Annotated in this window: 23 protein-coding genes and 1 tRNA gene; 16 read left to right on the top strand and 8 right to left on the bottom strand. The window is 66.0% G+C overall.

The window, feature by feature from the left end; genetic code table 11:
- Position 1: 1 nt before the first annotated feature.
- Entirely contained in the window at positions 2-1,285 is a 1,284-nt protein-coding gene (gene mshC, locus ACFRAH_RS15725) for a cysteine--1-D-myo-inosityl 2-amino-2-deoxy-alpha-D-glucopyranoside ligase (protein WP_377991837.1), read from the bottom strand.
- Between the two features lie 15 nt (positions 1,286-1,300).
- A complete protein-coding gene (locus ACFRAH_RS15720; protein WP_377991836.1) occupies positions 1,301-2,134 on the bottom strand; it encodes an undecaprenyl-diphosphate phosphatase in 834 nt (277 codons plus the stop codon).
- Positions 2,135-2,184: 50 nt separating this feature from the next.
- Here ACFRAH_RS15720 and ACFRAH_RS15715 point away from each other — a divergent pair, with 50 nt between their 5' ends.
- On the top strand, positions 2,185-3,123 hold the full coding sequence (locus ACFRAH_RS15715; RefSeq protein WP_377991835.1) for an aldo/keto reductase: 939 nt from the start codon (positions 2,185-2,187) through the stop codon (positions 3,121-3,123).
- 45 nt (positions 3,124-3,168) lie between these two features.
- Here the strand turns inward: ACFRAH_RS15715 and ACFRAH_RS15710 are convergent, their stop codons facing one another.
- Positions 3,169-3,432 carry a hypothetical protein gene (locus ACFRAH_RS15710; RefSeq protein ID WP_377991834.1) on the bottom strand — a complete coding sequence of 88 codons (264 nt, stop codon included), beginning with the start codon at positions 3,430-3,432 and terminating at the stop codon, positions 3,169-3,171.
- Positions 3,433-3,471: 39 nt separating this feature from the next.
- Here ACFRAH_RS15710 and ACFRAH_RS15705 point away from each other — a divergent pair, with 39 nt between their 5' ends.
- Entirely contained in the window at positions 3,472-3,705 is a 234-nt protein-coding gene (locus ACFRAH_RS15705) for a DUF5703 family protein (protein WP_102973612.1), read from the top strand.
- Positions 3,706-3,765: 60 nt separating this feature from the next.
- On the opposite strand, the gene ACFRAH_RS15700 is transcribed toward ACFRAH_RS15705, so the two are convergent.
- Together ACFRAH_RS15700 and ACFRAH_RS15695 are read right to left on the bottom strand one after the other, a co-directional pair.
- Entirely contained in the window at positions 3,766-4,959 is a 1,194-nt protein-coding gene (locus ACFRAH_RS15700) for an acyl-CoA dehydrogenase family protein (RefSeq protein ID WP_377991833.1), read from the bottom strand.
- Positions 4,960-4,982: 23 nt separating this feature from the next.
- On the bottom strand, positions 4,983-6,287 hold the full coding sequence (locus tag ACFRAH_RS15695) for a M20/M25/M40 family metallo-hydrolase (RefSeq protein ID WP_377991832.1): 1,305 nt from the start codon (positions 6,285-6,287) through the stop codon (positions 4,983-4,985).
- Positions 6,288-6,481: 194 nt separating this feature from the next.
- Here ACFRAH_RS15695 and ACFRAH_RS15690 point away from each other — a divergent pair.
- From ACFRAH_RS15690 to ACFRAH_RS15665, 6 genes are all read left to right on the top strand, one after another.
- Positions 6,482-6,564 (top strand) — tRNA-Leu (locus ACFRAH_RS15690).
- Between the two features lie 345 nt (positions 6,565-6,909).
- Positions 6,910-7,281: a DUF3311 domain-containing protein gene (locus tag ACFRAH_RS15685; protein WP_377991831.1), complete on the top strand. Its 372-nt coding sequence runs from the start codon at positions 6,910-6,912 to the stop codon at positions 7,279-7,281.
- Positions 7,278-8,954 carry a monocarboxylate uptake permease MctP gene (gene mctP, locus ACFRAH_RS15680; protein ID WP_377991830.1) on the top strand — a complete coding sequence of 559 codons (1,677 nt, stop codon included), beginning with the start codon at positions 7,278-7,280 and terminating at the stop codon, positions 8,952-8,954. Before ACFRAH_RS15685 ends, mctP begins: the two co-directional genes overlap by 4 nt.
- A gap of 334 nt (positions 8,955-9,288) precedes the next feature.
- The gene (locus ACFRAH_RS15675; protein ID WP_377991829.1) at positions 9,289-12,444 is read left to right on the top strand and encodes an efflux RND transporter permease subunit; all 3,156 of its coding nucleotides are present in this window, start codon (positions 9,289-9,291) and stop codon (positions 12,442-12,444) included.
- A gap of 15 nt (positions 12,445-12,459) precedes the next feature.
- Positions 12,460-12,915, top strand: coding sequence for a hypothetical protein (locus tag ACFRAH_RS15670; protein WP_377991828.1), 456 nt, complete (start codon positions 12,460-12,462; stop codon positions 12,913-12,915).
- 1 nt (position 12,916) lies between these two features.
- Complete coding sequence (locus ACFRAH_RS15665; protein WP_377991827.1) at positions 12,917-16,051, top strand: efflux RND transporter permease subunit; 3,135 nt, start codon at positions 12,917-12,919, stop codon at positions 16,049-16,051.
- 31 nt (positions 16,052-16,082) lie between these two features.
- Here the strand turns inward: ACFRAH_RS15665 and ACFRAH_RS15660 are convergent, their stop codons facing one another.
- On the bottom strand, positions 16,083-16,538 hold the full coding sequence (locus ACFRAH_RS15660) for a cyclase (protein WP_377991826.1): 456 nt from the start codon (positions 16,536-16,538) through the stop codon (positions 16,083-16,085).
- A 144-nt stretch (positions 16,539-16,682) separates the two neighbouring features.
- On the opposite strand from ACFRAH_RS15660, the gene ACFRAH_RS15655 reads away from it, so the two are divergent.
- The 4 genes from ACFRAH_RS15655 to ACFRAH_RS15640 all read left to right on the top strand — a co-directional run bounded on the left by ACFRAH_RS15655 (position 16,683) and on the right by ACFRAH_RS15640 (position 21,623).
- Entirely contained in the window at positions 16,683-17,597 is a 915-nt protein-coding gene (locus tag ACFRAH_RS15655) for a LysR family transcriptional regulator (RefSeq protein ID WP_377991825.1), read from the top strand.
- A 137-nt stretch (positions 17,598-17,734) separates the two neighbouring features.
- Positions 17,735-18,832, top strand: coding sequence for a tartrate dehydrogenase (locus ACFRAH_RS15650; RefSeq protein ID WP_377991824.1), 1,098 nt, complete (start codon positions 17,735-17,737; stop codon positions 18,830-18,832).
- 183 nt (positions 18,833-19,015) lie between these two features.
- Positions 19,016-20,464: a C4-dicarboxylate transporter DctA gene (gene dctA, locus ACFRAH_RS15645; RefSeq protein ID WP_377991823.1), complete on the top strand. Its 1,449-nt coding sequence runs from the start codon at positions 19,016-19,018 to the stop codon at positions 20,462-20,464.
- A gap of 1 nt (position 20,465) precedes the next feature.
- Positions 20,466-21,623 carry a glycerate kinase gene (locus tag ACFRAH_RS15640; RefSeq protein WP_377991822.1) on the top strand — a complete coding sequence of 386 codons (1,158 nt, stop codon included), beginning with the start codon at positions 20,466-20,468 and terminating at the stop codon, positions 21,621-21,623.
- Between the two features lie 50 nt (positions 21,624-21,673).
- Here the strand turns inward: ACFRAH_RS15640 and ACFRAH_RS15635 are convergent, their stop codons facing one another.
- A complete protein-coding gene (locus ACFRAH_RS15635; RefSeq protein WP_377991821.1) occupies positions 21,674-21,865 on the bottom strand; it encodes a hypothetical protein in 192 nt (63 codons plus the stop codon).
- A 67-nt stretch (positions 21,866-21,932) separates the two neighbouring features.
- Entirely contained in the window at positions 21,933-22,397 is a 465-nt protein-coding gene (locus ACFRAH_RS15630) for a GatB/YqeY domain-containing protein (protein WP_377991820.1), read from the bottom strand.
- 140 nt (positions 22,398-22,537) lie between these two features.
- On the opposite strand from ACFRAH_RS15630, the gene ACFRAH_RS15625 reads away from it, so the two are divergent.
- From ACFRAH_RS15625 to ACFRAH_RS15610, 4 genes are all read left to right on the top strand, one after another.
- Complete coding sequence (locus ACFRAH_RS15625; RefSeq protein ID WP_377991819.1) at positions 22,538-22,696, top strand: hypothetical protein; 159 nt, start codon at positions 22,538-22,540, stop codon at positions 22,694-22,696.
- Positions 22,697-22,736: 40 nt separating this feature from the next.
- Positions 22,737-23,501, top strand: coding sequence for a M50 family metallopeptidase (locus tag ACFRAH_RS15620; RefSeq protein ID WP_377991818.1), 765 nt, complete (start codon positions 22,737-22,739; stop codon positions 23,499-23,501).
- A gap of 9 nt (positions 23,502-23,510) precedes the next feature.
- Entirely contained in the window at positions 23,511-24,689 is a 1,179-nt protein-coding gene (locus tag ACFRAH_RS15615) for a glutathione S-transferase family protein (protein ID WP_377991817.1), read from the top strand.
- Positions 24,690-24,783: 94 nt separating this feature from the next.
- Positions 24,784-25,830, top strand: a complete 1,047-nt coding sequence (locus ACFRAH_RS15610) for an aromatic acid exporter family protein (RefSeq protein ID WP_377991816.1) — start codon at positions 24,784-24,786, stop codon at positions 25,828-25,830.
- The last annotated feature ends 24 nt before the right edge of the window (positions 25,831-25,854 follow it).

The raw sequence follows: 25,854 nt of genomic DNA, 5'->3' as shown, positions 1-25,854 counted from the left end.
GTTAAAGTTCGACGCCGAGAAGCGCGTTGACGGCGTCGCGCACCAGCGCCTGGTCTGCTTCCGACGTGTTGTTGCCGGCGGTGCTGTTAAGGGCAGTGTCTGCCCAGTTGTCGACGGCGGCCAGGGCCGTGGGGGCGTCCAGGTCGTCGGCCAGGGCTTCGCGTATCCGCCCGATCAGATCCGCGGCGGATCCGGCGGGTGCCGCGGCCAGGGCGGAGCGCCACCGCTCGAGGCGTGCCTTGGCCTGCTCGAAGCCTTCCGCCGTCCAGGACCAGTCGGACCGGTAATGGTGTGCCAGGATGGCCAGGCGGATGGCTGCGGGTTCTTCGCCAGCAGCGCGCAGCTGGGACACCAGGACCAGGTTGCCCTTGGATTTGGACATCTTCTCGCCGTCCAGCCCCACCATGCCGGCGTGGGCGAAGTGTTCGGCGAGGGGGACGCCGGACAGCGAGTAGGCGTGTCCGGCACCCATCTCGTGGTGCGGGAAAACCAGGTCAGAGCCGCCGCCCTGCACCGTGAAGGGCGCGGGCAGGTACTTTTGGGCGATGACGGTGCACTCGATGTGCCAGCCGGGCCGGCCCTCCCCCAGCTCACCGCCCGGCCAGCTGGGCTCACCGTCACGCGCCACGCGCCACAGCAGCGGGTCGAGTGCCTGGCGCTTGCCTGCCCGGCCGGGGTCGCCGCCGCGTTCTGCGAACAGTTCAAGCATCACGGCTTCCGGCAGTCCGGAGACGGAGCCCAGGGTCCAGGCGTCAACGCCGACCGCGTGCTTGCCGGCGGCTTCGACGTCGTAGTAGACGTCGCCGTCGGGCTCTCCCGCGGTGCCGTTGACCCGGTAGGCCAGCCCCTGGTGCAGGAGCCGTTCAATCGCGGGGACGATCAGCGGCATGGCTTCGACGGCGCCGATGTAGTGATCGGGCGCGATGACGTTGAGGGCTTCCATGTCGGTGCGGAACAGCTCGATCTGGCTCTCTGCCAGCTCCCGCCAGTCGACGCCGGTGGCTTCGGCGCGCTCCAGCAGCGGGTCATCGACGTCGGTGACGTTCTGGACGTACGCAACCTGCTGGCCGCCGTCGCGCCAGGCGCGGTTCAGGAGGTCGAACGCGACGTAGCTGGCGGCGTGGCCCATGTGGGTCGCGTCATACGGGGTGATGCCGCAGACATACATCGACTTTTCGCCGTCGGCATTCAGGCTTACGGCGCGGTCTGCGGTGGTGTCAAACAGCCGGAGCGCGGGCATTTCCCCCGGCAGGACAGGCACGGGGCGGGAGATCCAGGACTTCACAGACCAAGCCTAGTGCTAGGCGCTGATGACATTGAAACCGAGCAGCAGGTACAGGGCGAGGCCCAGGAAGATGCGGTACCAGACAAACAGCCGGTAGCTGCGCGTCGAAATGAACTTCAGGAACCAGCCAATGATGACGTAGCCGATGACGAACGCAATCGCCGTTGCCAGGGCGGTCTCCCCCAGTCCGAAGGGTCCGCTCACGCCGTCCTTCGTTGCCACCTTGAACAGCTGGTAGAGGCCGCTGCCGAAGACGGCGGGGATGGCCAGGAGAAAGGAGTAACGGGCGGCGGCTTCACGGGTGTAGCCCATGAGGAGCCCGGCCGTGATGGTGCCGCCGGAGCGGGAAACACCCGGAATCAGGGCCATGGCCTGGGCGAGGCCGTAAAGGACGCCGTGCTTATAGGTGAGCTTGGTGAGGTCCCGGTCCTGCTTCCCGACGGCGTCGGCCACGGCGAGGATCAGGCCGAAGACGATGAGCATCGTGGCCACGATCCACAGGCTGCGGAGGACAGATTCGATCTGGTCCTGGAACAGCAGGCCAAGGACGATGATGGGCAGGCTGCCCAGGATCACCAGCCAGCCCATCCTGGCGTCCGGATCCTGGCGCGGGACCCGTCCCGTCAGCGAGCCGAACCAGGCCTTCACGATCCGGACGATGTCCCGCCAGAAGTAGACAATCACGGCGGTTTCCGTGCCGAGCTGGGTGATGGCGGTGAAGGCCGCGCCCGGGTCCGCCGCATTCGGCAGGAAGGAGCCCACAATGCGGAGGTGGGCGCTCGATGAAATAGGTAGGAATTCGGTCAGTCCCTGCACAAGACCCAGCAGGGCCGCTTCAATCCAGTTCACGCTAAGACCCTACGTCATGATGCGGGTGGTTTCCCCGTAAGCTAACTGCTATGCAGCAGCGTTACATCGGCAACAGCGGCCTACGCGCCTCCTCCCTCTCCCTGGGCACTATGTCATGGTCCCGCGAAACGGACGAACAGGACGCCTCGGAGCTGCTGCGCACATTCGTGGATGCCGGCGGAACCCTGGTGGACACCGCTGCCTCGTACGCCGACGGCCAGGCCGAAGCCATGCTGGGTTCCATGCTGGGCGACGTCGTCTCCCGCACGGAAGTGGTCATCTCCACCAAAGCCGGGGTGTCGCCGTCGGACGGGCGGCAGCGCGTTGATGCGTCGCGGAACGCGATGCTGTCCGGCCTTGACGCAAGCCTGGCGCGGCTGGGCACCGACTACGTCGACCTCTGGCTTGCCCAGGCGTGGGACCCCAACGTCCCGCTTGAAGAGACGCTGTCCGCCCTCGACTTCGCCGTCCGCAGCGGACGTGCACGCTATGCGGGAATCGCCAACTACAACGGCTGGCAGACCGCCAAGGCCGCCGCGGTCGCAGGGTTCCCCCTTGTGGCCAACCAGTCCGAGTATTCACTGCTGCGCCGCAAGCCGGAGGCTGAGCTGGTGCCTGCCATCGAAGATGCCGGGCTGGGGCTGATGGCGTGGGCGCCGCTGGGACGCGGCGTCCTGACCGGCAAGTACCGCGGCCATGTCCCGTCCGATTCCAGGGCGGCGGGCACCCGGCTGGCCACGTACGTGGAGCCCTACCTGGAACACCCCGCGTCGCAGGTGGTCGAGGCTGTTGCCATGGCAGCCCGGGGCCTGGGGCGGTCCTCCCTGGATGTTGCGCTGAGCTGGCTGCTGTCCCGGCACGGAGTGGCGACGGCCATCGTGGGCGCCCGCACACCGGTCCAGCTCAAGGAAATCCTGGACGCCCAGCTCACGCCGCTGCCGGCTGAAATTGCGCGTGCGCTTGAGGACGTCTCCAGCGGGCACGGTTAGGCGGGCTGCTTCCCCGCTACTCCCCGGCCGCCACTGGTCGACCCGCTACTCCTCGACGATTTCCAGATCCTCGTCGTCCGCTTCCTCGTCCTCGTCTTGGTCTTCTTCGTCATCGAACACCTGGAGCGGCGTGACCTCGTTGTAAGCCTCGTAGAGGGCGTCCTCGTACACTTCGAAGGCATCGGCTACTGCAAAAAATGCTGCCTCCACTGAGGGGTCACCGTCCCCCCGGCGGGCTGAGGCGGCTGCAAGGTGTTCTTCCAAGGCCCCGGTCAAGGACTGAAGCGCGACACGCGGATCGATGCTCATGCCTTCACGTTAGCGGGAAAAGGACGAAAATGGAGAGCAATGAAGGAACATTTTCTGACCAGCTCGGTCCTGCGGGAACGGGATTATGCCCGGCAATACGAGTACCTTGTGTTGACCGTCGGTCCCGAGGATTCCCTGCCCGAAGCCCGGCGCCGGCTCGTTGAACACTCCGAGTACGGCAAGTGGGAACTCGAGCGCAGCAGGCTGTATGTGGGCGGCGGCAGGCGCTTCTGGCTTCGCCGCCGGGTCACCCAGGTGCAGCGCACCGTCTAGGCCCCTTCGGCCCGGTGGGCGCGCGCCGCGATGGTGTGCGCCCACTTCCGTGCTGCCCGGTTAATCTTCCGGGCCGGGGTCTTCGAACGGGCCAGGGTCCTCGAGAGGGCCCAGCCAGGCGTTGGCCACCGTGTTGTGTGCCGATTCGTCGTCCGAGGGGTGGAACATGCCGGCCAGGACATCACGGTACAGGCGCTCCAGTTCGGACCCCCTGAAGTAGCTCGAGCCGCCGGAGACCCGGATGGCAAGGTCCACCACGGTCCGTGCCGTTTCCGTCGCGTGCAGCTTGACGCCCACGAGCTTGGGAAACCACTGGCTGCCGTGGTCCGCCAGGCGGTCCACATCCCCGGCCACCACTGACAGCTGGGGATACAGCGCATCCATGGCCAGGGCCGCCTCGGCGACTTTCCAGCGGATGTCGGGGTCCTGGGCCAGGCTCCGGCCCCCGTTCTTGAATGACGTCCGGCGCCTGGCGGCTTCAACGGCCAGGACCAGGGCACGCTCCCCGATACCCGCATAAACGCCCGCCAGCAGGGTCTCAAAGCAGGCGAAGATCGCGAAGATCAGCGGATCCGCGTTGGGCCCCACGGGCAGCTTCCGGAAGATCCTGCCGGGTGGGACAACTGCCCCCTCCAGGATGGTGGTGTTCGACTGGCTGGCGCGCATGCCCAGAGTGTTCCAGTCATCCAGGATCCGGTAGCCGGCCGTGTCCCGCCGGATGAAGCCGTGCACCAGTTCGCCGTCGCCATCCCGTGCTGCGGCGTCCTTGCCGAAGATGCCCAGGCGGGTCCATGCCGGCGAAAGGCTCGTGAAGATCTTGATGCCCGTGAACGAGTAGCCGCCGTCCGGCAGGGGCCTGGCTTCCGACAGAGAATCGAAAAGAACGGAGTCATTGCCGGCCTCTGAATTTCCGAACGCGAAGATCTCCCCTGCGGCCGCTTCCTGCAGCACGAAGTCCAGTGAAGGATCGCCGCGTTCGGCGAGGACGCGCGCCACCCCTGTCCAGACCAGATGCATGTTGATGGCCAGCGCGGTGGCCGGGGCCGCCGTCGCAAGCCTTTGCTGGCAGCGGACCGCAGCCTCCAGGCCAAGGCCCGCCCCGCCGTCGGACGTTGGCACGAAAAGCTTGAGGTACCCGGCGTCGGCCAGGTCCTCAAGATCCTCGGCGAAAAAGCGGTTCTCCTCGTCGTACTCCGGGGCCCTCCCCCGGATCCGCTCGAGCAGGCCGTCAGGCAGCAGCTGTTTCGGGTCCATGGGTGTTTGGTCCATCGGAATGGTCAGTAGTTGGTGAGCAGGGTGTTCAGGACCCGCGCGCCAAACTTGAGCGACTCTGCCGGGACCCGTTCATCAACGCCGTGGAACATGCCGGTGAAGTCGAGCTCGTCCGGCAACTGCAGCGGCGCGAAGCCATAGCCCGTGATGCCGAGCTTGCTGAGGGACTTGTTGTCGGTGCCTCCGGACAGCGTGTAGGGCAGGACCTTGGCGCCCGGGTCCTCGGAGTGCAGGGCGTCGATCATCGAGTCGACCAGGTTGCCGGCGAACGGTACTTCCAGGGAGACATCGTTATGCACGTAGCTGACGTCAACGCCGCTGCCGGCCAACTCCCGGACGATCTCCAGGACATGATCCTGCTGGCCCGGGAGGGTCCGGCAGTCCACCAGCGCCTCGGCCGACTCGGGGATGACGTTGTGCTTGTAGCCGCCCCCCAGGAGCGTCGGATTGGACGTGTTCTGCAGGGTCGCACCGACGAAGCGTGCCACGGTGCCCAGTTCCTTCAGGAGCAGTTCCGGGTTGTCGGGGTCGAATTCGACGCCGGTCAGTTCCGTCACGCCGTCCAGGAACTGGCGCGTGGTGTCCGTTAGCTCGATGGGCCACCGGTACTCACCGATGCGCGTCACGGCGCCGGCGAGCCGGGTGATGGCGTTGTCGGTGTTGATCTGCGAGCCGTGGCCGGCCCGGCCGTGGGCCACGAGCCGCAGCCACGAGATGCCCTTTTCCGCCGTCTGGAGCAGGTAGGTCCGCTGACCGCCGATGGTGGTTGAAAAGCCGCCCACTTCCGAGATGGCCTCCGTGGCTCCCTCGAACAGCTCGGGCCGGTTCTTGACCGCGTACTGGGCGCCGTGCACGCCCCCGGCTTCCTCATCCGCAAAGAAGGCAAAGACAATGTCCCGCTTCGGCTTGCGTCCGGTGCGGGCGAAGTCCCTCAGTACGGAAAGGATCATGGCGTCCATGTCCTTCATGTCCACCGCGCCACGGCCCCAGATCAGTCCATCCTTGAGCTCGCCGCTGAACGGGTCCACGGACCACTGCTCGCGCAGGGCCGGCACCACATCCAGGTGGCCGTGGACCACGAGGGCGCTTGCCGAGGGGTCTTCGCCCGCCAGGCGCGTGACAACGCTGGCCCGGCCCGGCTCGGACTCGAAGATTTCGGCCTCCAGGCCCACTTCACTGATCAGGCCGGCGGTGTATTCCGCCGCCGCCCGTTCGCCGGGCCCCGAGCCATCCCCGTAGTTGGATGAATCGATGCGGATGAGCTCCTGGCAGATGGTGACGACTTCATCCTCTGGCCGAACGTGTGTCATTGATCACTCCTTGAAGCGGGAAAAACGCGGAATCATGCGGGTTCTGGCGGGTTTTGCCTGCCGGAACGCCCAGGTTCAGCCTACCCAGTCGACTCGATTCCATCTTTCCGGAAAGTTCGTGTTAGAGTTTTTCTCGCTGCTTCGGAGAGCAACGAACCGCTGAAAGGCGGGGAGAGTCCTTCGAAATACCACCTGCGCGGGTGGCGGAATGGCAGACGCGCTAGCTTGAGGTGCTAGTCCTCGAAAGGGGGTGGGGGTTCAAGTCCCCCTCCGCGCACAAGGGAAAACCCCGGGAATCCACTCGATTCCCGGGGTTTTTTGTTTCCCGATTAACTTCGCGGCCTCCCCTGCCCTTCCCTTTCCTTTGGGTCCCGCGATCTTCGGCCGGCGAAGTGGATCCCGGCGACGCGCTGATGCGGTCTGCGGACAACCGGACCGGGACGCCCGGCAAAGATGACCCGGAAAGACAGGTCCGTTACTGATTGTGACGGCACTGTCCGTGCTCTTTCCGAGCGGGCCGGACGGGCGTACAAAGGAACTGGAGGGCAACATTTGTAACCTCCGCCTCACCGCTCTCCGCGACGCCGGAGTGCGGGAGACGGGCTGACAAGGAGGTCCTGGGGTGTCCCATCGAGATCGTCCTGAACCGGAACAGCGCCCCGTCCCAGGGGCTCCCCCGGATGCCGGACAGCCAACACGCAACACGGCAACCCGCGGCCCGGCGCGGCGCGGGAAGTACGTCATGGCGGGGATCCTGCTTTCCGCGGCGATTCTTCTTCCGCTCTTGCCGCAGACATACTCCTTCAATGCCCCGGCACTGGGCGGCATGCCGTTCTTCTACTGGTACCAGCTGCTCTGGGTTCCCATTTCCGCGGCCTTGAGCGGTGTGGCGTACTGGCTCGTGAACACTGAAGACCTGCGCCGGCGCGCGGTGGCCCGCGAAGCCGGCACGGCAGGCTCGGGCGATGGCGTGGATGGAGGCGAACGGCCATGAACGGTCGCGAGATCAACTGGGTCGCCCTCATCATCGTGGTGCTGTTGTTCGTCGTTGTCGCCGTCATGGGCTTCATGGCGGCCCGGTGGCGCCGGACCGCCGAGACTGAGGGGCTGCACAGCCTCGACGAGTGGGGGCTGGGCGGACGCGGCTTCGGAACGTGGATCACCTGGTTCCTGCTGGGCGGCGACCTCTACACCGCCTACACCTTTGTTGCCGTGCCCGCCGCGATGTGGGCCACGGGTGCCGTCAGCGGCTTCTTCGCGGTGCCGTACACGATCGTGCTTTATCCGATCATTTTCATCATCATGAGCCGGCTCTGGTCCGTGTCGCACCGCCACGGCTATGTCACCTCCGCAGATTTTGTCGGTGGCCGCTACGGGAGCCGGTGGCTGTCCCTGGCCGTCGCCGTCACGGGCATTGTGGCAACCATGCCGTACATCGCCCTGCAGCTCGTGGGCATCAAGGCCGTCCTGACCGTGCTCGGGCTGGGCAGTTCGGAGAATGTCCTGCTGACGGACCTGCCGCTCATTCTGGCGTTCGTGGTGCTGGCCGCGTACACCTACACCTCAGGGTTGAGGGCGCCGGCGATGATCGCCGTCGTCAAGGATCTGCTCATCTATCTCGCGGTGATCGTCGCTGTCATTTACCTGCCGATCAAGTTCGGCGGGTGGGACGCGATCTTCGGAGCGGCCAAGACCAAGCTCGACACCGTGAACGAGGCGACGGGAAAGCCCACGGGCGTGTTCATCCCGGCCGCAGCGAACTACTCGGCCTACTGGACCCTCGCGCTGGGCTCGGCCATGGCGCTGTTCATGTATCCGCACTCCATCACCGGCGTGCTCGCGTCAAAGGCCCGCAACACGATCCGGCGCAACGCAGCGATTTTGCCGCTGTATTCCCTCATGCTTGGGTTCCTGGCGCTGCTGGGTTTCGTGGCCATCAAGGCGGGCACCAAGCCGATCGACCTGAACGGGTCCGTCAACCCGCAGCTCGTGGTCCCGCAGCTGTTCCTGGACCACTTTCCTGCGTGGTTCGCCGGTGTGGCACTGGCGGCCATCGCCATCGGGGCGCTGGTTCCGGCCGCGATCATGTCCATTGCCGCGGCGAACATGTTTACGCGAAACGTCTACCGGGACTTCTTCCGGCCGGACGTGGACCCCAAAACCGAGGCGAAGGTGTCCAAGATCGTCTCCCTGGTGGTGAAGGTCGGCGCGCTGATCTTCGTCATCGCCATGGACCAGTCCGCGGCCATCAACATGCAGCTGCTGGGCGGGATCTGGATTCTGCAGACCTTCCCGGCGGTGGTCGCAGGGCTCTACACCCGGTGGTTTGACCGGTGGGCGCTGCTGGCCGGATGGGCCGTGGGCATAGCCTTTGGCACTGCATCGGCGTACAACGTCATCAATCCCGTCACGCATGCCCACTTCGGCGGCTCCATTGCCCCGGTCCCGGGGACCGGCTTCACGGTGTACATTGCAGTGTCGGCGTTCGTGCTCAACATGATTGTCGCCGTCGTACTGACCCTGGTGCTGCGGGCACTGAAGGTGCCAGAGGGAGAGGACACGACTCGCCCGTCGGACTACGGCGCTGACGAAACCGACCCGAAGGTTGTGGAGATCGAGCGGACCCAGCGCTTCGTGGAACCCGGAGGGCAGTCGCCGGTCGCGTAAGCTCAACACCGCCACCGCCTGCGCCGAATGGCCGCCGCTGAAGAAGGTTACCCGAGGCATTGACGCGGTCCTTTGTGAGGACCATCATTCTGCTAGACGTTTGGGGGGCGCTATGGCAAACGCAATGGAGCCGCGCCGTGAGCACTTATACAGCTGATGCAACGTTTTTCCCGGTTTACCTCAGCACGGACCTGAACGTGAACCCGCATGCAGTGCCTCGTGAAACGCCAAAACCCGCTGAAGTGCCCGGCGGACACCGACATCGCCGCCGGCGCGGCCGTGTCCTTTCGGTGCCTATGAAGACAGCGCGGCCGACGTTGGCGGTGAACCAGTCATGATGGGCGCGGTTTTGGGCTGGGTCCTGCAGTTCCGGATCCTTGTCCTGGTAGTGGCTGCCGGCGTCCTCGGGTACGGCTTCACCGCGCTGCCCACCATGCCGGTTGACGCCTTCCCCGAATTCGCGCCGCCGCAGGTCGAAATCCAGACCGAAGCCCTGGGGCTCTCCGCCGCCGAAGTCGAACAGCTCGTCACGTCCCCCATGGAGGCAGACCTGCTGAACGGCGTGGCATGGGTGGACGCGATCCGTTCCAAGTCGCTTCCAGGCCTGTCCTCGATCCAGCTGGTCTTCCAGCCGGGTACGGACATGTTCCGGGCACGCCAGCTCGTCGCTGAGCGCCTGACCCAGGCGAGGGCGCTGCCCAACGTGTCGGCCGCACCTGTTCTCATGCAGCCGCTGTCATCCACCAGCCGGGTGATGATGGTCAGGCTGACCTCCAAGGACATGTCCCCCATCGACATGTCCGTGCTCGCGCGGTGGACGATGAAGCCCGCACTCCTCGCGGTTCCCGGTGTGGCCAACATTTCCATCTGGGGCCAGCGCGACCAGCAGCTGCAGGTGCTCGTGGACCCCAAGCAGCTCGAAGCCAAGGGCGTGACGCTGGACCAGGTCATCAGGACCACGGGAAACTCCGTGTGGGTATCCCCGTTGAGTTACCTCGAGGCCTCAACACCGGGCACGGGCGGCTTCCTGGAAACGGGACACCAGCGGCTTGGCGTCCAGCATGTCCTTCCCATCACCACTCCCGAGGATCTGGGCAAGGTCAGCCTTCAGGGCACGTCCAGCAAACTGCTCTTGGGGGACGTGGCCAAGGTCCAGACCGACCACCAGCCGCTGATCGGTGATGCGCAGCCGGGCCAGGACGCCGAGCTCCTGCTGGTCATTGAGAAGTTCCCGGAGACCAACACCGCTGACGTGACACGCGGGCTCGACGAAACCATGCGCGAGCTTCAGGCAGGGTTGCCCGGCGTAACAGTCGACACCACCGTGTACCGGCAGGAGTCGTTCGTGGAGCAGGAAACGGGTACGCTCGCCGTGGCCTTGCTCGTCACGCTGCTGCTGGTCGCAGCGGCGGTCGGCGTGGTCTTCCGGTCCTGGCGCAGTGCCCTCATCAGCCTGGTCAGCATTTCGCTGTCGCTCATTGCGGCCGCCCTGTTGCTGACCCTCCGCGGTGCAGGACTGAACACCATGGTCTTCACCGGCATGGTCCTTGCCCTCGCCGTCATCATCGGCGACGTCGTGGAAGACCTGAATTGCACCGCCCGGGCCTACCGTAGTGCACGGGAGACAGGCGCCGGGGATGCCAGGAGCGCCCTTGTTGCCGGGGCCCTGCGGCCAGTCCGCACGTCCCTGTTCTCCTCCCTGCTGATCATGGCGCTGAGCGTGCTGCCCTTGCTCTTTGTTCCGGGTGAGAACGGTGCAATGTTCGGCCCCCTGGTACTCAGCTACCTGCTCGCCCTCGCGGTTGCCATGGTCGTGGCGCTGACAGTGACCGCAGCCCTGGTGTTCTTCCTGCCTCCGGCTTCCACATCCCGCGGGCGTGAGGGGCAGGCCATGCAGCGACTCAGGATCCGGTACGGGCGGGCCCTGTCCGGCCGGCGGGGCAGACCGGTCGTGGTCTTCGCCGCGACGGCGGTCCTGGCGCTCGCAGCACTGGCGCTGGCCCCGCAGCTGGTGCCAGGCAGCCCTGTGGTGCCGGTCCTGGCGGACAACACGCTGGTGGTCCAGTGGAGTGCGGCGCCAGGCACCTCCGACCAGGAAATGGTCAGGATCACCAATACAGCTGCCGATGAACTGCGCGCGGTGTCCGGCGTTTCCAGCGTCGCCTCCGAGGTTGGCCGTGCCGTCACATCTGACCAGGTGGGAGACGTAAGTTCCGGCGAACTGTGGATGAGCGTGGCCAAGGATGCCTCGTACGCCAGCACCGTGGATGATGTGCAGAGAGTCGTGGCCGGGTTCCCGGGGCTGCGGGCAACAGTTTCGACCTACCCGCAACAGAAGATCGACCAGATCCGGGCTGCTGCCGATGCCGGCTTTGGCGTGCGGGTCTACGGCGTTGACATGGCCACCCTCCGCGCGAAGGCCGAGGAAGTGCGGCAGGTCCTTGCCCGCACGGCCGGGATAGTGAATCCCCGTGTCGAGGCCGCCGTCGAACAGCCAACCGTCCAGGTCAAGGTAGACCTGGAGAAAGCCCAGAAAGCAGGAGTCATCCCGGGCGAAGTCCGCCGTGCTGCGGCCGCCCTGCTGCAGGGCATCGAAGTGGGCAACGTCTACGAACAGCAGAAGGTCTTCTCCGTGGTCGTCAAGGGAGAGCCGTCCACCAGGAACAGCCTCACCAGTGTCCGCGAACTCCTCATCGACAGTCCCAAAGGCGGCCATGTGCGCCTTGGCGACGTGGCCGACGTCAGCATCGTTCCGAATGACGCCGTCATTCTGCATGACGACACGTCGCGGCGCGTGGATGTGAAGGCTGATATCCAGGGACGTGGGCTGGCCGAGGTGCAGCAGGACATCCAAAAAGGCCTGCAGCAGATCCAGTTCCCGGTGGCTTACCACGCTGAGGTCCTCACCCGGTACGCACAGCAGCAGTCGGCCTTCCAATGGCTGTGGCTGCTGACCGGCGTAGCTGCCTTCGGCATCCTGGTGCTGCTGCAAACAGCATTGGGCGGTTGGCGGATCGCGGCCGCCGTTTTCCTCGGGTTGCTCGCTTCTTTGTCGGGCGGCGTCCTCACCGCACTGGCGGACGGAGGAGCCAATTATCTGGCAGCGTTTGTCGCCTTCGCGGCAGTCCTCGGCATGGCAGTCCGGAACTGCCTGCTGCTCGCGGGCGAGGTCAGGAACCTCCGCGCGGCGGATCACGAAGCCGCGGGGCCCGCCCTCGTGATCCGGGCCGCACGCGACAGGCTGAAGCCCGCCCTCGGGTCCGCCGTGATCACTGCCATCGCCCTTCTGCCGCTGGTTCTCCTGGGCGGTGTGACAGGCACGGAGGTCATCCAGCCGGTTGCCATCATCATCTGGGGCGGCTTGCTGACAACCACTCTCTTCATCCTGTTCGTGCTCCCGGCAATCCTGATCCGCTTCGAACGCGGCCAGGCGGGATCACCAACAGCAACGACACAAGCCGAAGCTATTGAAGCCCCGATGGGCGTCTGAAAGCCGGGATGCATCATGACAACGACCTCGCCGCGGGTGCGCGGCCTGATGGTTCTTACCGTCCTGGGTCTTCTGACGCAGGCATTGCCGGCTTGCAGCCAGCTCGCAGCGGAGCCGGTAGCAGCAGGCGACGTCGCAGCGAGCCTTGAGGAGGTTCCAGGGAGCGACCTGAAGCGCATCACGCTGAATGAACACGCCGCCGAGAATATCGGTCTCCAGACCTCGACGACGTCCAGGGATCCCAAGAGCGGAAAACTCGTGGTCCCCTACCTGGCGGTCCTCTACGACAGCGAAGGAAGGACCTGGGTCTATACGATTGCCGCCCCGCGCGTCTACGTCCGCCAGCCCATCACGGTAGAGCGGATCGACGACACCACGGCGACACTGAGCGACGGTCCGGCGGCGGGCACGACCGTGGTCACCACAGGAGCCGAAGAGCTGTTCGGCGCTGAACTGGATGTAGCGAGCTGACATGCGCTGGATTGTCGGGATCAGCCTCAGGTTCAGGACGATAGTCGTCGCCCTGGCCTGCGTGGTCATGCTGCTGGGGTCCGTCCAGCTCAGCAAGGCATCCCTGGATGTCTTTCCGGAATTCGCGCCCCCGCAGGTCGAGATCCAGACTGCCTGCCTGGGCCTTACGGCCCAGGAAGTGGAGGAACTCGTCTCCGTGCCCATCGAGGCGTCCCTGTCCGGAATGCCCGGACTGGACGAGCTGAGGTCAAAGTCAGTGCCCCAGCTGTCCTCGATCATCCTGATCTTCAAACAGGGCACGGACCTGCTCAACGCGCGTCAGCAGGTATCCGAGCGCATGGCCGCCGTGACTGCGGCATTGCCCACCTGGGCTGCGCCCCCGGTGATGCTGCAGCCGCTGTCCTCCACCAGCCGCGTCATGAAGATCGGCATGACGTCCGCGAACCGGTCCATGATCGAGATGTCCATGCTGTCCTACTGGACCATCCGGGCCCGGCTGCTCCGGGTTCCCGGCGTGGCCAACGTCGCGATCTGGGGCGAGCGGCTCCAGATGCTGCAGGTCCAGGTCCAGCCTGAGAAGCTCAAAGCCAGGAACGTCTCCCTGAACCAGGTGATGGAGGTGACGGCCGGGGCTGTTGACGCGGGCCTGCTCCAGTACTCCCCCGGGAAATTCATTGGCACGGGCGGCTTTATCGACAGCCCGAACCAGCGGATGAGCATCCGGCACGTCCAGCCGATCACCAGCCCCGCAGATCTGGCCAAGGTGACGATCCGTGAAGACCACGGCACCGCCCTCCACCTGGGCGATGTGGCGCGCGTGGTCGAGGACCATCAGCCGCTGATCGGCGATGCAGTCATTAACAACGGCCACGGACTGATGCTCATTGTCGAGAAGCTCCCGTGGGGCAATACGCTCGAGGTGACCCGGGGCGTCGAGGAAGCCCTTCACGAACTTCAGCCGGGCCTGAGCGGCGTCACCTTCGACACCACCATCTTCCGCCCGGCGAGCTTTATCGAGGAGGCCATTTCCAACCTCAGCCTGGCCCTCCTCCTGGGCTGCCTGCTGGTGGTCATGATCCTGAGTGCGTTCCTCTTCCAATGGCGGACAGCACTCATCAGCCTGATCGCCATTCCGATGTCGCTCCTGACCGCCATCATGGTGCTGTACCTCACCGGCAGTTCGGTCAACACGATGATTCTGGCGGGGCTGGTCATCGCGGTGGGGGTCGTCGTTGACGACGCGATCATCGACGTCGAAAACATCATGCGCAGGTTGCGGCAGCACCGCAGCCGCGGCGGCGGTGAATCGACGGCGTCCGTCGTCCTGAAGGCCTCGCTGGAAATGCGAAGCCCCATCGTCTACGCCACGATCATCATCGTGGTGGCCGCCCTTCCCGTATTTTTCGTGAACGGGCTCACGGGAGTGTTCTTCAGGCCGCTTGCCGTCGCGTACACGCTCGCGGTGCTGGCCTCGATGCTCGTGGCGCTGACAGTGACGCCTGCCCTTGCCCTGGTCCTGTTGGCCCGGGCGAAGCTGGAGCAACTGGACCCGCCGTTGGTGCGGGTACTTAAGCGCTGGTACCACGCCATGCTGTCCAGCATCATGAACCGGCCGCGCTACGGCTACGCCGGCTTCGGGGCGCTCGCCGTCGTGGGTGCGTTGATTGCACCGCTGATGGGGCAGTCCCTGTTTCCCACGTTCAAGGAACGCGACTTCCTGATGCACTGGGTATCGGAACCCGGCACCTCGGCAGCCGAGGAATACCGCATAGCCCAACGGGGCTGCGCCGCGTTCCTCAAGGTGCCCGGCGTCCTGAACTGTGGAACGCACATTGGCCAGGCCTTCCAGGCGGACGAAATCGTCGGAGTCAATGCGGGTGAGCACTGGATCAGCATTGACCGCCATGCCAACTATGAGCAGACGGTGGCGGCAGTCCAGGAGGTCGTCGACGGGTACCCGGGCCTGCACCGCGACGTGCAGACGTACCTGAAGGAGAGGATCGAAGAGGTCCTGACGGGTGCCAGCGAACCTATCCTCGTGCGGATATACGGCGACGATCTGAACGTGCTGCGCGAACAGGCCCAGCGGGTCAAGCAACTCCTCACCGATGTTAATGGAACCGACGAGCCACACATTTCCCTGGAGGTCGACGTTCCCCAGATCACCGTCAAAGTGGATCTTGCGGCAGCGGAGAAGTACGGCCTTAAGCCCGGGGACGTACGGCGCGCCGCTGCGACCCTGATGGCGGGCGAAGAGGTGGGCGACGTCTTCCGCGACGGGCGGGCCTACGACGTCCAGGTGTGGAGCACGCCGGAGACGCGGACCAGCGTCACCACCGTCCAGAACCTGCCCATTGACACGCCCAGCGGGCAGCGGGTGCGCCTTGCCGACGTCGCCGCAGTCAGTGTCCAGCCCACCCCGAACCTCATCGACCGGACGAACGGGTCCCGCAGGGTCGAGGTCGGGTCCTTCATCGATCACGGGGCCGACCTTGGCCGCGTGGTTTCACAGGTGCAGGAACGGCTGGAGTCCCTGAAGCTGCCCGCCGGCTACAGCGTCCAGCTCCTCGGCGAATACACCGAGCGGCAGGCAGCCACGGAGCGCCTCACCATCTTCGCTGTCGCGGCGCTGATCCTGATCCTCGTGCTCCTGCAGGCGTCCTTCCGCAGTTGGCGGCTTGCCATCCTGGCCCTCCTGACCCTGCCCATCGCACTCGTGGGCGGAGTCCTGGCGGCGTATTTCACCGGCGGCGTCCTGTCGCTGGGTTCGCTCGTGGGGTTCCTGACGGTCATGGGCATCGCGGCCCGGAACGGCATCCTGCTCATCAGCCACTGCCAGCATCTGGAACGGGCGGAAGGGGTTCCGTTCAGCGGCTCACTCGTGCTGCGGGGCGCCGGCGAACGGCTCTCCCCGATCCTCATGACAACCCTTGCCACCGGGCTTGCCCTGGTGCCGTTGGTCGTCATGGGGGACGTGCCCGGCCATGAAATCGAATACCCGATGGCCGTGGTCATCCTTGGCGGCCTGCTGACCTCCACGCTGCTCAACCTGTTCATTGTGCCGTCCCTCTATCTGAGGTTCGGCCAGTCGAGGAAAGCCAGGAAGGCGGCGCAACCGGAGCCCGCAATCGCGTAGCAGACCTGCTGACGCCCGACCGCCGGGAGCATCATCCAAGCCGTGCACCGGCGGTCAGGTGCCGGTTGCGCGCTTCAATGAGTCCCCGGAGGTAGCGCGCCAGGAAGAGTTTCTCTGCCAGGCGTCCCAGGAGACCGAACGGCGCCGTGAACTCGATCCGGTCCACCATGACGGTTCCGGCCGGACCTGTGCTGAACTCGTGGACGTGGCGGAAGCGGCGGAACGGCCCCCGGACCTGTTCATCCACGAAGCAGTGCGGTGCCCGCATTTCGGTAATCCGGCTGGTCATCCGAACCGGCAGCCCGAAATGCCAGGCGCGCCATGTCACCTCCTCCCCGAGGGAGATGAGTCCGGAGGTGACACCTCCGACTGCTTCCTCCCGGGAGCGGGCCATCGAGTCCTTGTGCGCGTCGATGCTCCGGGACAGGTCGAACAGCTCGGTCATGCCCATGGTTGTCCGTGAGGTGCATTCGAAGGTGACGGCCATGCTCAGAGTATGCCAGCAGATCAGGCCGCGCCGGTGATAGGCGTAGGCTATCAGTGCCCCGGACAGCCCAACGCGCAGCGGCCGTGCAGGGCCTCGCCCGCGGTCGGGGTGGGGGAAAGCAGCGGAACGGGTGAAGGAGCCGGCGTGGACACGCGGAAGCTGAAGTATTTTCTGGCCGTCGTGGACCACGACGGATTCAACCGTGCCGCGGAGCACCTGCTCATCGCGCAGCCCTCCCTGTCCCAGACCATAGCGGGCCTGGAGAAGGACCTGGGCGTGCCGCTGTTCCACCGCATCGGCCGGCGCGCAGTCCTCAGCGAAGCCGGAAAGGAACTCGTAGGCCCGGCCCGCCTGGTGATGCGGGACCTGGATGCCGCACAGTCCGCCGTGCAGGCACTGCGCGGCCTCCGCAGCGGCCGGTTGGACATCATCACCATGCCCTCCCCCGGCATCGAGCCACTCACCTCGATGATCGCCGTGTATACCCGGCGGCATCCGGAGGTCCGCCTCAATGTCGGAGCCGCCTTCACGCCGGAGGAGGTCATCGAGTCGGTCCGCACGGGCAGCACCGAGATTGGCCTGGCCGGCTCGTCCACGCCCATCCGGGTGCCGGGGGTCAACGTCCTGGACCTCGAACGCCAGCCGCTGATCCTCATCGTCAATCCGCAGGCGGACACCTTCCCTGCGGGGAACACATTGCAGCGGGACGACCTGGACGGCCACCGGCTCATCGCCAGCCAGCGCGGATCACTGATGCGCTGGCTCGTGGACGACGCCCTGGCCCACGGCGTCAAAGTGGAGATCGTCGTCGAAGTCGCCCACCGGACCTCGATCCTGCCCCTGGTGCTGGCCGGCGTCGGGCACGCCGTCATGCCGTCCTCCTGGGCCCCCACCGCGCACAAGGCAGGACTCCGCACGGTTCAGATCGAGCCGGTTTCCCATCTGGACGTGGCCATCCTGAGCAGGAAGGAAGGCCTGACGCCGGCTGCGAGCGCATTCCTGAAGGTTGCAGAAAGCCACGCTGCCCGGGGGACGGGGCCCGCCGAAGGGCACTCATAGGCTGTGCCTATTTAGCGGATTGAATCTTGGTCTTGGACGCGATATATCCCTGTGGCCTCTACTTGAAGAGGAAGAAAACAGTGTGACCCCGATAACAGGAACGCACTGCCAACACACTCGACGAGGAGCCACCAAACATGAGCGCCACCCAGAAATTCAGCATCGCCGCCATCCCCGCAGACGGCGTCGGCAAAGAGGTCGTAGCTGCCGGCCGCCGCGTCCTGGACGCGCTGGCGCAGAACTCCAACGGCAAATTCGCCTTCGAATGGACCGAATTCCCGTGGGGCTGCGGATACTACGAGAAGACCGGCCAGATGATGGACCCCAAGGGCCTGGACGCCCTCAAGGACTTTGACGCCATCTACTTCGGCGCCGTCGGCTGGGAAAACGTGCCGGACCACGTGAGCCTGTGGGGCCTGCGCCTGAACATCACCCAGAACTTCGACCAGTGGGCCAACATCCGCCCGGTCAAGTTCCTCCCCGGCATCGAGTCCCCGCTCCGCAAGGCGGACAACACCGATCTCGATTGGATCGTGGTCCGGGAGAACAGCGAAGGCGAGTACGCCGGCCTCGGCGGCCGCAACCTCAGCGGCCGCGGCCCGGGTAACGAGGTGGCCCTGCAGACGGCGCTGTTCACCGAAAAGGGCTGCGAGCGCATCATGCGCTTTGCCTTCGACCTCGCCCGGACCCGCACCGTCAAGAAGGTCTCCTCGGTCACCAAGTCCAACGCCCAGCAGTACGGCATGGTCCTCTGGGACGAAGTCTTCAACCGTGTGGCCCTGGACTACCCGGACGTCCAGACCGAAAGCGTCCTGGTGGATGCCATGAGCGCTAAGTTCATCCTCAAGCCCGAGGACCTGTCCGTCGTCGTCGCGTCCAACCTCAACGCCGACATCCTTTCCGACCTCGGCTCCGCGCTGGCCGGCAGCCTTGGCCTGGCGGCGAGCGCAAACCTGAACCCGGAGCGCCGCTTCCCCTCGATGTTCGAGCCGGTGCACGGCTCGGCCCCGGACATCGCCGGCAAGGGCATCAGCAACCCGATCGGCGCGATTGCGAGCGCCGCGCTCATGCTGGACCACTTCGGCCTGCACGAGGAAGCCCGCCGCGTCGAGGCCGCCATCGAGGCAGCCACCGGCGCCGGCCACCTGACCCGCGACGTCGGCGGCGAATCCAACACCGACGACGTCACCGAGGCGATCATCAAGGCACTCACCCACTCGCTCGCCGCCGTCTGACCGGACGCCGCTTAAGCGGCACGCACTAAAACGGACGACGGCGGCCAGCCCGCCGCCCGCGGGGGTCCCGTCCCAGCGCTCGCAAGCTCGGGTCGGGGCCCCGCGGGACGCCGCTTACGCCGCTTAGCCCCCCCTTTCCCTATTAGCAACACTCCAGTCGCGTTCCACAACGAGGTAGGAATCATGGACCACACCACCACCGCCGGCCAGGCAGCCCCGGCCCGCAAAACACGTTGGTACAAGCAGCTGTATTTCTGGGTGCTGACAGCCATTGTCTTCGGCATCCTGCTCGGCTGGCTGGCGCCGGCCGCCGGCATCGCGATGGAGCCGATCGGCACCACGTTCGTCAATGCGATGAAGATGCTCATCGGCCCCATTGTGTTCCTCACCATCGTCGGGGGCATCGCCAGCGTGGCGGACCTGAAGAAGGTGGGGATGACCGGACTGAAGGCCCTCACGTACTTCCAGGTCGGCACCATCTGTGCCATGGCCTTCGGACTGGTGGCCATCAACATCTTCCGCCTGGGCGAGGGCGTGAACGCCGACGCCAGCAGCATCAAGACTTCCGAATCGGCGGCCAAGCTCATCGACGCCGGCCAGCACCAGGAGTGGTGGCAGTTCCTGACCCACATCATCCCCAACAGCGTGGTGGCACCCTTCGTCGAAGGGGACATCCTGCAGATCATCTTCATCGCCGTGGTGTTCGGCATCGCCCTGAACGCCATGGGCAAGGTGGGCGCCCCCGTGCTTGACGGCGTGCAGCGCCTGACAGGGGTCATGTTCAAGATCCTGAGCTTCATCATGAAGGCTGCCCCGGTGGGCGCGTTCGGTGCCATGGCCTATGCGGTGGGCAAGTTCGGTGTCTCGTCCCTCACCAGCATGGGCGGGCTGATCGCGCTGTTCTACGCCACCTCCATCCTCTTCGTTGTGGTTGTGCTCGGATCCGTCATGGCGTTCCTGAAGCTGAACATCTTCACGATGATCCGCCACCTCAAGGAGGAGTACATGCTCATCCTGGGCACCTCCACCGCGGAACCCGCGTTGCCGGGCCTGATGCGCAAGCTTGAGCATGCAGGCGTGAAGAAGGAGACCGTGGGTCTCGTAGTCCCCACCGGTTACAGCTTCAACCTGGACGGCGCCGCCATCTATCTCTCGCTCGCGGCCCTGTATATCGCCCAGGCCACCAACACGAACCTGACCATCGGGCAGCAGTTGGGCCTGCTCGCGGTCATGCTGCTGACATCCAAGGGTGCGGCGGGAGTTGCTGGCGGCGGCTTCATCGCGCTGACAGCCACCCTGACCACCATCGGCACCATCCCGGCCGCAGGCATCATGCTCATCTTCGGCATCGACAAGTTCATGTCCGAATGCCGCGCCCTGGTGAACTTCACGGGCAACGCCGTGGCCACCCTCTTCATCGCCTGGTGGGACCGCACCCTCGACGCCGACCGCGTCCGGCGCGTCTTCGCCGGGGAAACAGTGGAACCCCTGGCCGGCGAGGATCCCGCCCACGTGGAGGACGTGACCGATATCGACGACGACCTGTCCTCATACGGCCACCACGCCCCGAAGCACCACGCCGACCCTGCGAACGCCACCGACCGACGCCCCGCCTATTCGGAATCCGTCTGACATGAACAACACCACCGTCCCGAAGACCGTCCGGACCCTGATCGCGCCCGACAAATTCAAAGGCAGCCTCACCGCCGGTGAGGTCGCCGACGCCCTGGCAGCCGGCCTCCGCTCCGCAGATGTGTCCGGCGGAGCCGGGACGGTGCACTGCGAGCTCCTGCCACTGGCGGACGGAGGCGACGGCAGCGTCGACGCCGCCGTCGCCTCCGGCTTCAGCCGCCGCAGGGTCACCGTCTCCGGCCCCACCGGCCGGCCCGTCCAGGCGGACATAGCGTTCGACGGCGTCACGGCAGTTGTCGAGGTAGCCAACAGCTGTGGCCTGGCGCTACTTCCTCAGGGCCGGCTGGAACCGCTGGACGCCTCGAGCCGCGGGTTTGGCGAAGCTGTTCTATTCGCGCTCAGCCTGAACCCGGACCGGGTGGTCCTGGCCCTTGGCGGCAGTTCCAGCACCGACGGCGGCATGGGCATGCTCGCCGCCCTGGGCTACCGTTTCCTCGACGCTGCCGGGAAGGAGCTCCCCGGCAGCGGGCGGGACCTTGCGAAGATCGACACTGTCCGGCCAGCACGCTTCCCGGCATTTGCCGGAGTGGAACTGGTGGTCGCCAGCGATGTCCATAATCCCCTGACCGGCCCGGACGGCGCTCCCGCGGTGTTCGGGCCCCAGAAAGGGGCCGGTCCCCGGGAGATCGCGGACCTGGACAGCGGCCTGGAGAACCTCATCGCCGCGATGGAGGACGCCGGAGTGGCCAATGCGCGGGCGCTCGCAGGGCACGAGGGCGCGGGAAGCGCAGGCGGCCTCGGCTACGCCTGCCTGCTGCTGGGTGCAACACAGGTTTCCGGTGCCGACTACTTCCTGGACCTGCTGGACTTCGACACCCGCAAGGACGGCTGCGACGTGGTCATCACCGGAGAGGGCAGCATCGATGAACAGACCCTGGCCGGCAAACTTCCGGCCGCCGTCGCCCGGCGGTCGGGGTCCCGGCCCATCATCGCAGTGGCCGGGAGGTCCCTGCTCCCCAGGGAGCGCTGGTCCGAAATGGCGCTGACCGGGGTCTACGCACTGGCTGACTACACGGACCGGGACTCGTCCAGGGATCCCGTGCTGTCCGCCGCCCTGCTCCGCAAAATCGGGCGGGACATTGCAGCCGGCCTCCGGTAGCCAAAGCCGCAAAGAAAGGCCCCGAACCCGCGGGGCCTTTCTTTATGTGCTTACGCGTTCTCGCGGATACGATCCTTCTCAGCGGTTTCCTGCAGCCGGGCGAGGTAGGCCCACATCCTGCTTTCCTCTGCCTGGACCGTGGGTTCAGGGGTCTCGGCAGGCCTTGCTTCCGGGTGTCCCTCGGCTTCCCTGGCCGCTTCCTTCCTGTAATTCCGCCATCCTTCACACGATGAATAGCACATCACCGACCTCCTAACAGTAGGTGTACGTTAATCGTCCTCCCATAGCCGGTAGGTGTCGATTGCCGGCTCAGGCGAGCCGCTGACGGACGATGTCGCTCACGGCCTTGCCGTCGAAGCGGCCGGCCACCCGGGCGGTCACCGGCTTCATCACGGCACCCATGTGGCGCACCGACAGCTCCGTACCGTCCGCCCGCAAACCCCCGATGACCTCATCGACGATGCCCTCAACCTCGGCGGCCGAAAGGGCCTTAGGCAGATACTCCTCAATAACCTCCGCCTCGGCGATCTCTGTGGCTGCCCGCTCCGGCTCCCCCGCTTCCGTATAGATGCGGGCGGTGTCGCGCCGCTTTGCCGCCTCCTTCTGCAGCAGTGCTGTCACCTGCGCGTCGTCCAGCTCGACCGGTGTTTTGCCGGACTTTTCCCGGGTCTCGATCTCGCCCAGGACGCTGCGCACGGTACCCAGGGCCACCTTGTTGTGCTCCTTCAAATGTGCAACGACGTCGCCATGCAGGCGTTCCTTCAGCGTGGCCATGGTGCCCCTCTCTCGTGAACTGTGTACCTCCATCGTGGACCCGCGGGCCTTCTACCACCTAGGCCCGGCGTCAGCCCGGGATCGGTGTGCTGCCGCGTGTCCTTCTGCCCTAGAGCGGTGTTCGCACATATGTTCTATGTATGGATGAGGAACACCCCGGTGAACTTGAGGGGCAGATGTCAATCAATGAGCTCCTTGTCGCGATGGGCGAAGCCCCCGTGGTGGGCATGCTGGATCTGGTGGTTCCGGACGACGCTTCATCCCTGATGGAGGATCCGCCGCCGCTGCCGGGTCTCTGAACCGCGCCCCCAGGGCCATGCCCCTGTAGCCTTGATTCCTATGGTTTACCTGCAACTCCCCGGCCCGTCGCTGCCCGAACAATGGTGGGACCGGGTGGCTGCCGGATTCACCCAGACCGTTGTTCCCACGGTTTCCGTCACCGAACTCCTGGCCGTCGTGCTCATTGCGGCCGCACTGTCCGTTCCCCGCGCCACGTGGCGCTATTTCGGCCTGCTCGCCACGGTCACCCATGAACTGGGACACGCCTTTGCCGCCCTGACCAGCGGCCAGCGGCTGGGCGGCATCCGGCTCCAGCTGAACCACGGCGGCACCACCACGTCCTACACCCGGGGCCGTGCCGCCGCCGTGTGGTCGGGCTTCTGGGGCTACCCCGTTCCCGGCGTGACCGGCGCCGCGCTGGTTTGGGCTGGTTTCAGCGGCTGGGGTCCGGCCGCCATGTCTGCAGGACTGCTGGTCCTGCTGGCTTCGCTGATCTTCATCCGCAACGCCGCCGGTGTGCTCATCCTCCTGGGGGCGGTAGTGGCGGTGGCCGCACTGATCATCAACGTGCCCGCCGCGTTCACCGGCCACGTGGCCATCGTCCTGGGCGTGGCCCTCCTTGTCGCCGCAGTCCGGGACCTGCTCAAGCTCACTAACGTCCACCTCCGCCGCCGCGACCAACTGCGGTCCTCCGACGCCTACATCCTCTACCGCGCCACCGCCGTGCCGTCGGGCGTCTGGATCGCGCTGTTCTCGCTGGTGGTGGTGGCCTGCTGGGTGGTTGCCTGGCAGCCAATGTCGCGGGTCTTTGGGACGGCAACATAGTCTGGTGCCATGAGTGAGAAGACGGGCACAGTCGAAGCACACAGCAGGGGACGCCACGCCGGGGAACCGCGCAACACAGAACTCCACGCCGCGGAACCGCGCAGCAGGGAAACCGGCACCGAGCAACCGGGCGCTGATCAGCACGGCACTGAAACCAACAGCACCAAGGGCGCCTACGTCACCGGAGGCGAATTCAACCGCGACACCAACTACATCGAGGACCGCATCACCCGGGACGGCACGCCCGGGCCGAACGGTGAACCTGGCTGGCCGGTGGAACCCGGTCGCTACCGCCTGATAGCCGCGCGGGCATGCCCGTGGGCCAACCGCACGGTTATCGTCCGCCGGCTCCTGGGACTCGAGGACGTCATCAGCCTCGGCCAGCCCGGCCCCACCCACGATGCCCGGTCCTGGACCTTTGACCTGGATCCGGAAGGCAAGGACCCTGTGCTGGGCATCGAGCGGCTGCAGGACGCCTACTTCAGCCGGTTCCCCGATTACCCCCGAGGCATCACGGTTCCCGCCCTGGTGGACGCTGCCAGCGGTGCCGTGGTCACCAACAACTATCCCCAGATCACGCTCGACTTCTCCACGGAATGGACTGAGTTCCATCGGCCGGGCGCGCCGCAGCTGTACCCGGAGCACCTGCGCGGGGAAATCGACATCGTTAACAAGCGCGTCTTCACCGAGGTCAACAACGGCGTCTACAGGTGCGGCTTCGCCGGGTCGCAGGAGGCCTACGACTCCGCCCACACCCGGCTGTGGACCGCTATGGACTGGCTCGAGGAACGCCTCGCCGGCCAACGGTACCTGGTGGGCGACTCCATCACCGAAGCGGACGTCCGGCTCTTCACCACGCTCGCGCGCTTCGATGCCGTCTACCACGGCCACTTCAAGTGCAACCGGAACAAGCTCAGCGAAATGCCGGCGCTGTGGGCCTATGCCCGGGACCTGTTCCAGACGCCCGGCTTCGGCGACACCATTGACTTCGTCCAGATCAAGCAGCACTACTACATCGTTCACGAGGACATCAACCCCACGCAGATCGTCCCAGCCGGCCCGGAGCTGTCCGGCTGGCTCACCGCCCACGGGCGCGAGTCCCTGGGTGGCAGCCCCTTCGGCGAGGGCACTCCGCCAGGTCCGGTGAGGTCCGGCGAGGAAGTGGTCGCCGGGCACGGGGCCGCCTGACAGCACGGCGTCCACTGCGATGAACACCCGAAAACAACAGCCACAGAAAGACCGGGATCCACTGCTTCACAGGATCTGGCGGTCATGGTCCGCGATGATGGCCCGCGGCCTCGCCGCCCCGCGCCTCCAGCTCGCCGCCAAGGCGGGACTGGCGGCGGGCATCGCATTCTGGGTTGCGCCGTTGATGCCCGGTGCTGCCGCCCATTACGCGTACTACGCTCCACTCGGCGCGCTGGTGGCCATGTACGAGAACGTGTCGGGTTCGATGCGCCAGGGGTTTCAGACACTGGTGGGCCTGGGGGCCGGCATAGGCCTGGCTTTCCTGCTCTTCAGCTTTGGTGCCACACCGCTCTCAGTGGCGCTGGTCATGGCCCTCGGCGTGCTGCTGGCAGGGATGCCGCGCCTGGGCGCCGGCCGGGACTGGATTCCGACGGCGGCCCTGCTGGTGCTGCTGGTGGGCCGGCAGAACCCGGACGATTTCTCGTTCGGCTACCTGCTGCAGATGGGCGTGGGGGTCGTCGTAGGGGTCGCTGTCAACCTGCTGGTGTTTCCGCCGCTGCACTTCAACGCGGCCGCTCTAAGCCTGGCGGAGCTGCGGCTCTCGCTCGCCCGCCAACTGCAGGACATGGGAGCGGCCCTGCACGAAAAATGGCCGCCGGAACACGAGGACTGGTCGCGGCGGTCCGAGGAGCTGGCCCGGTCGGCCCGGTCGGTCCGGGCGGCCGTGCAGAAGGCCGACGCGAGCCGGGCAGCCAACCCGCGGCGCCGCCTCCATCCGCGGGACGTGGACAAGGACTACCGCACAGTGCGCGAACTGGAGCAGATCACCTTCCACATCCAGGACATGACCGAGGTCCTGGCCGACGTGATCTGGAACGAGGACATGCCGTTCACCATCCCCCTCCCTTACAGCGAACCCCTGGCGGAGGCGCTGGCCGCCGTGGGCGAGGTACTCCGCTCGGCGGAGGAGGACGACGCCGACCGGCAGGCCGGGCTCTACCATGCGGCCCGCTCCGCGGTCGCCTCCCTCGAGGACCGCACCGCCTCGGAAGGCAACGGCCAGGGCACGCCGAGCGCGGCAGGATCAATCCTGCTCAGCCTGCACCGCATCCTCCGCGTCGCCGACCCCACGGATAAGTAACAGGAAGGGCCGCGTTACAGCGCC

The sequence above is a fragment of the Arthrobacter sp. NPDC056727 genome (genome assembly GCF_042790555.1).
Taxonomy (GTDB): Bacteria; Actinomycetota; Actinomycetes; order Actinomycetales; family Micrococcaceae; genus Arthrobacter.
The sequence above is the reverse complement of the archived record's forward strand: the minus strand, read 5'-3'. Positions and strand labels throughout refer to the sequence as shown.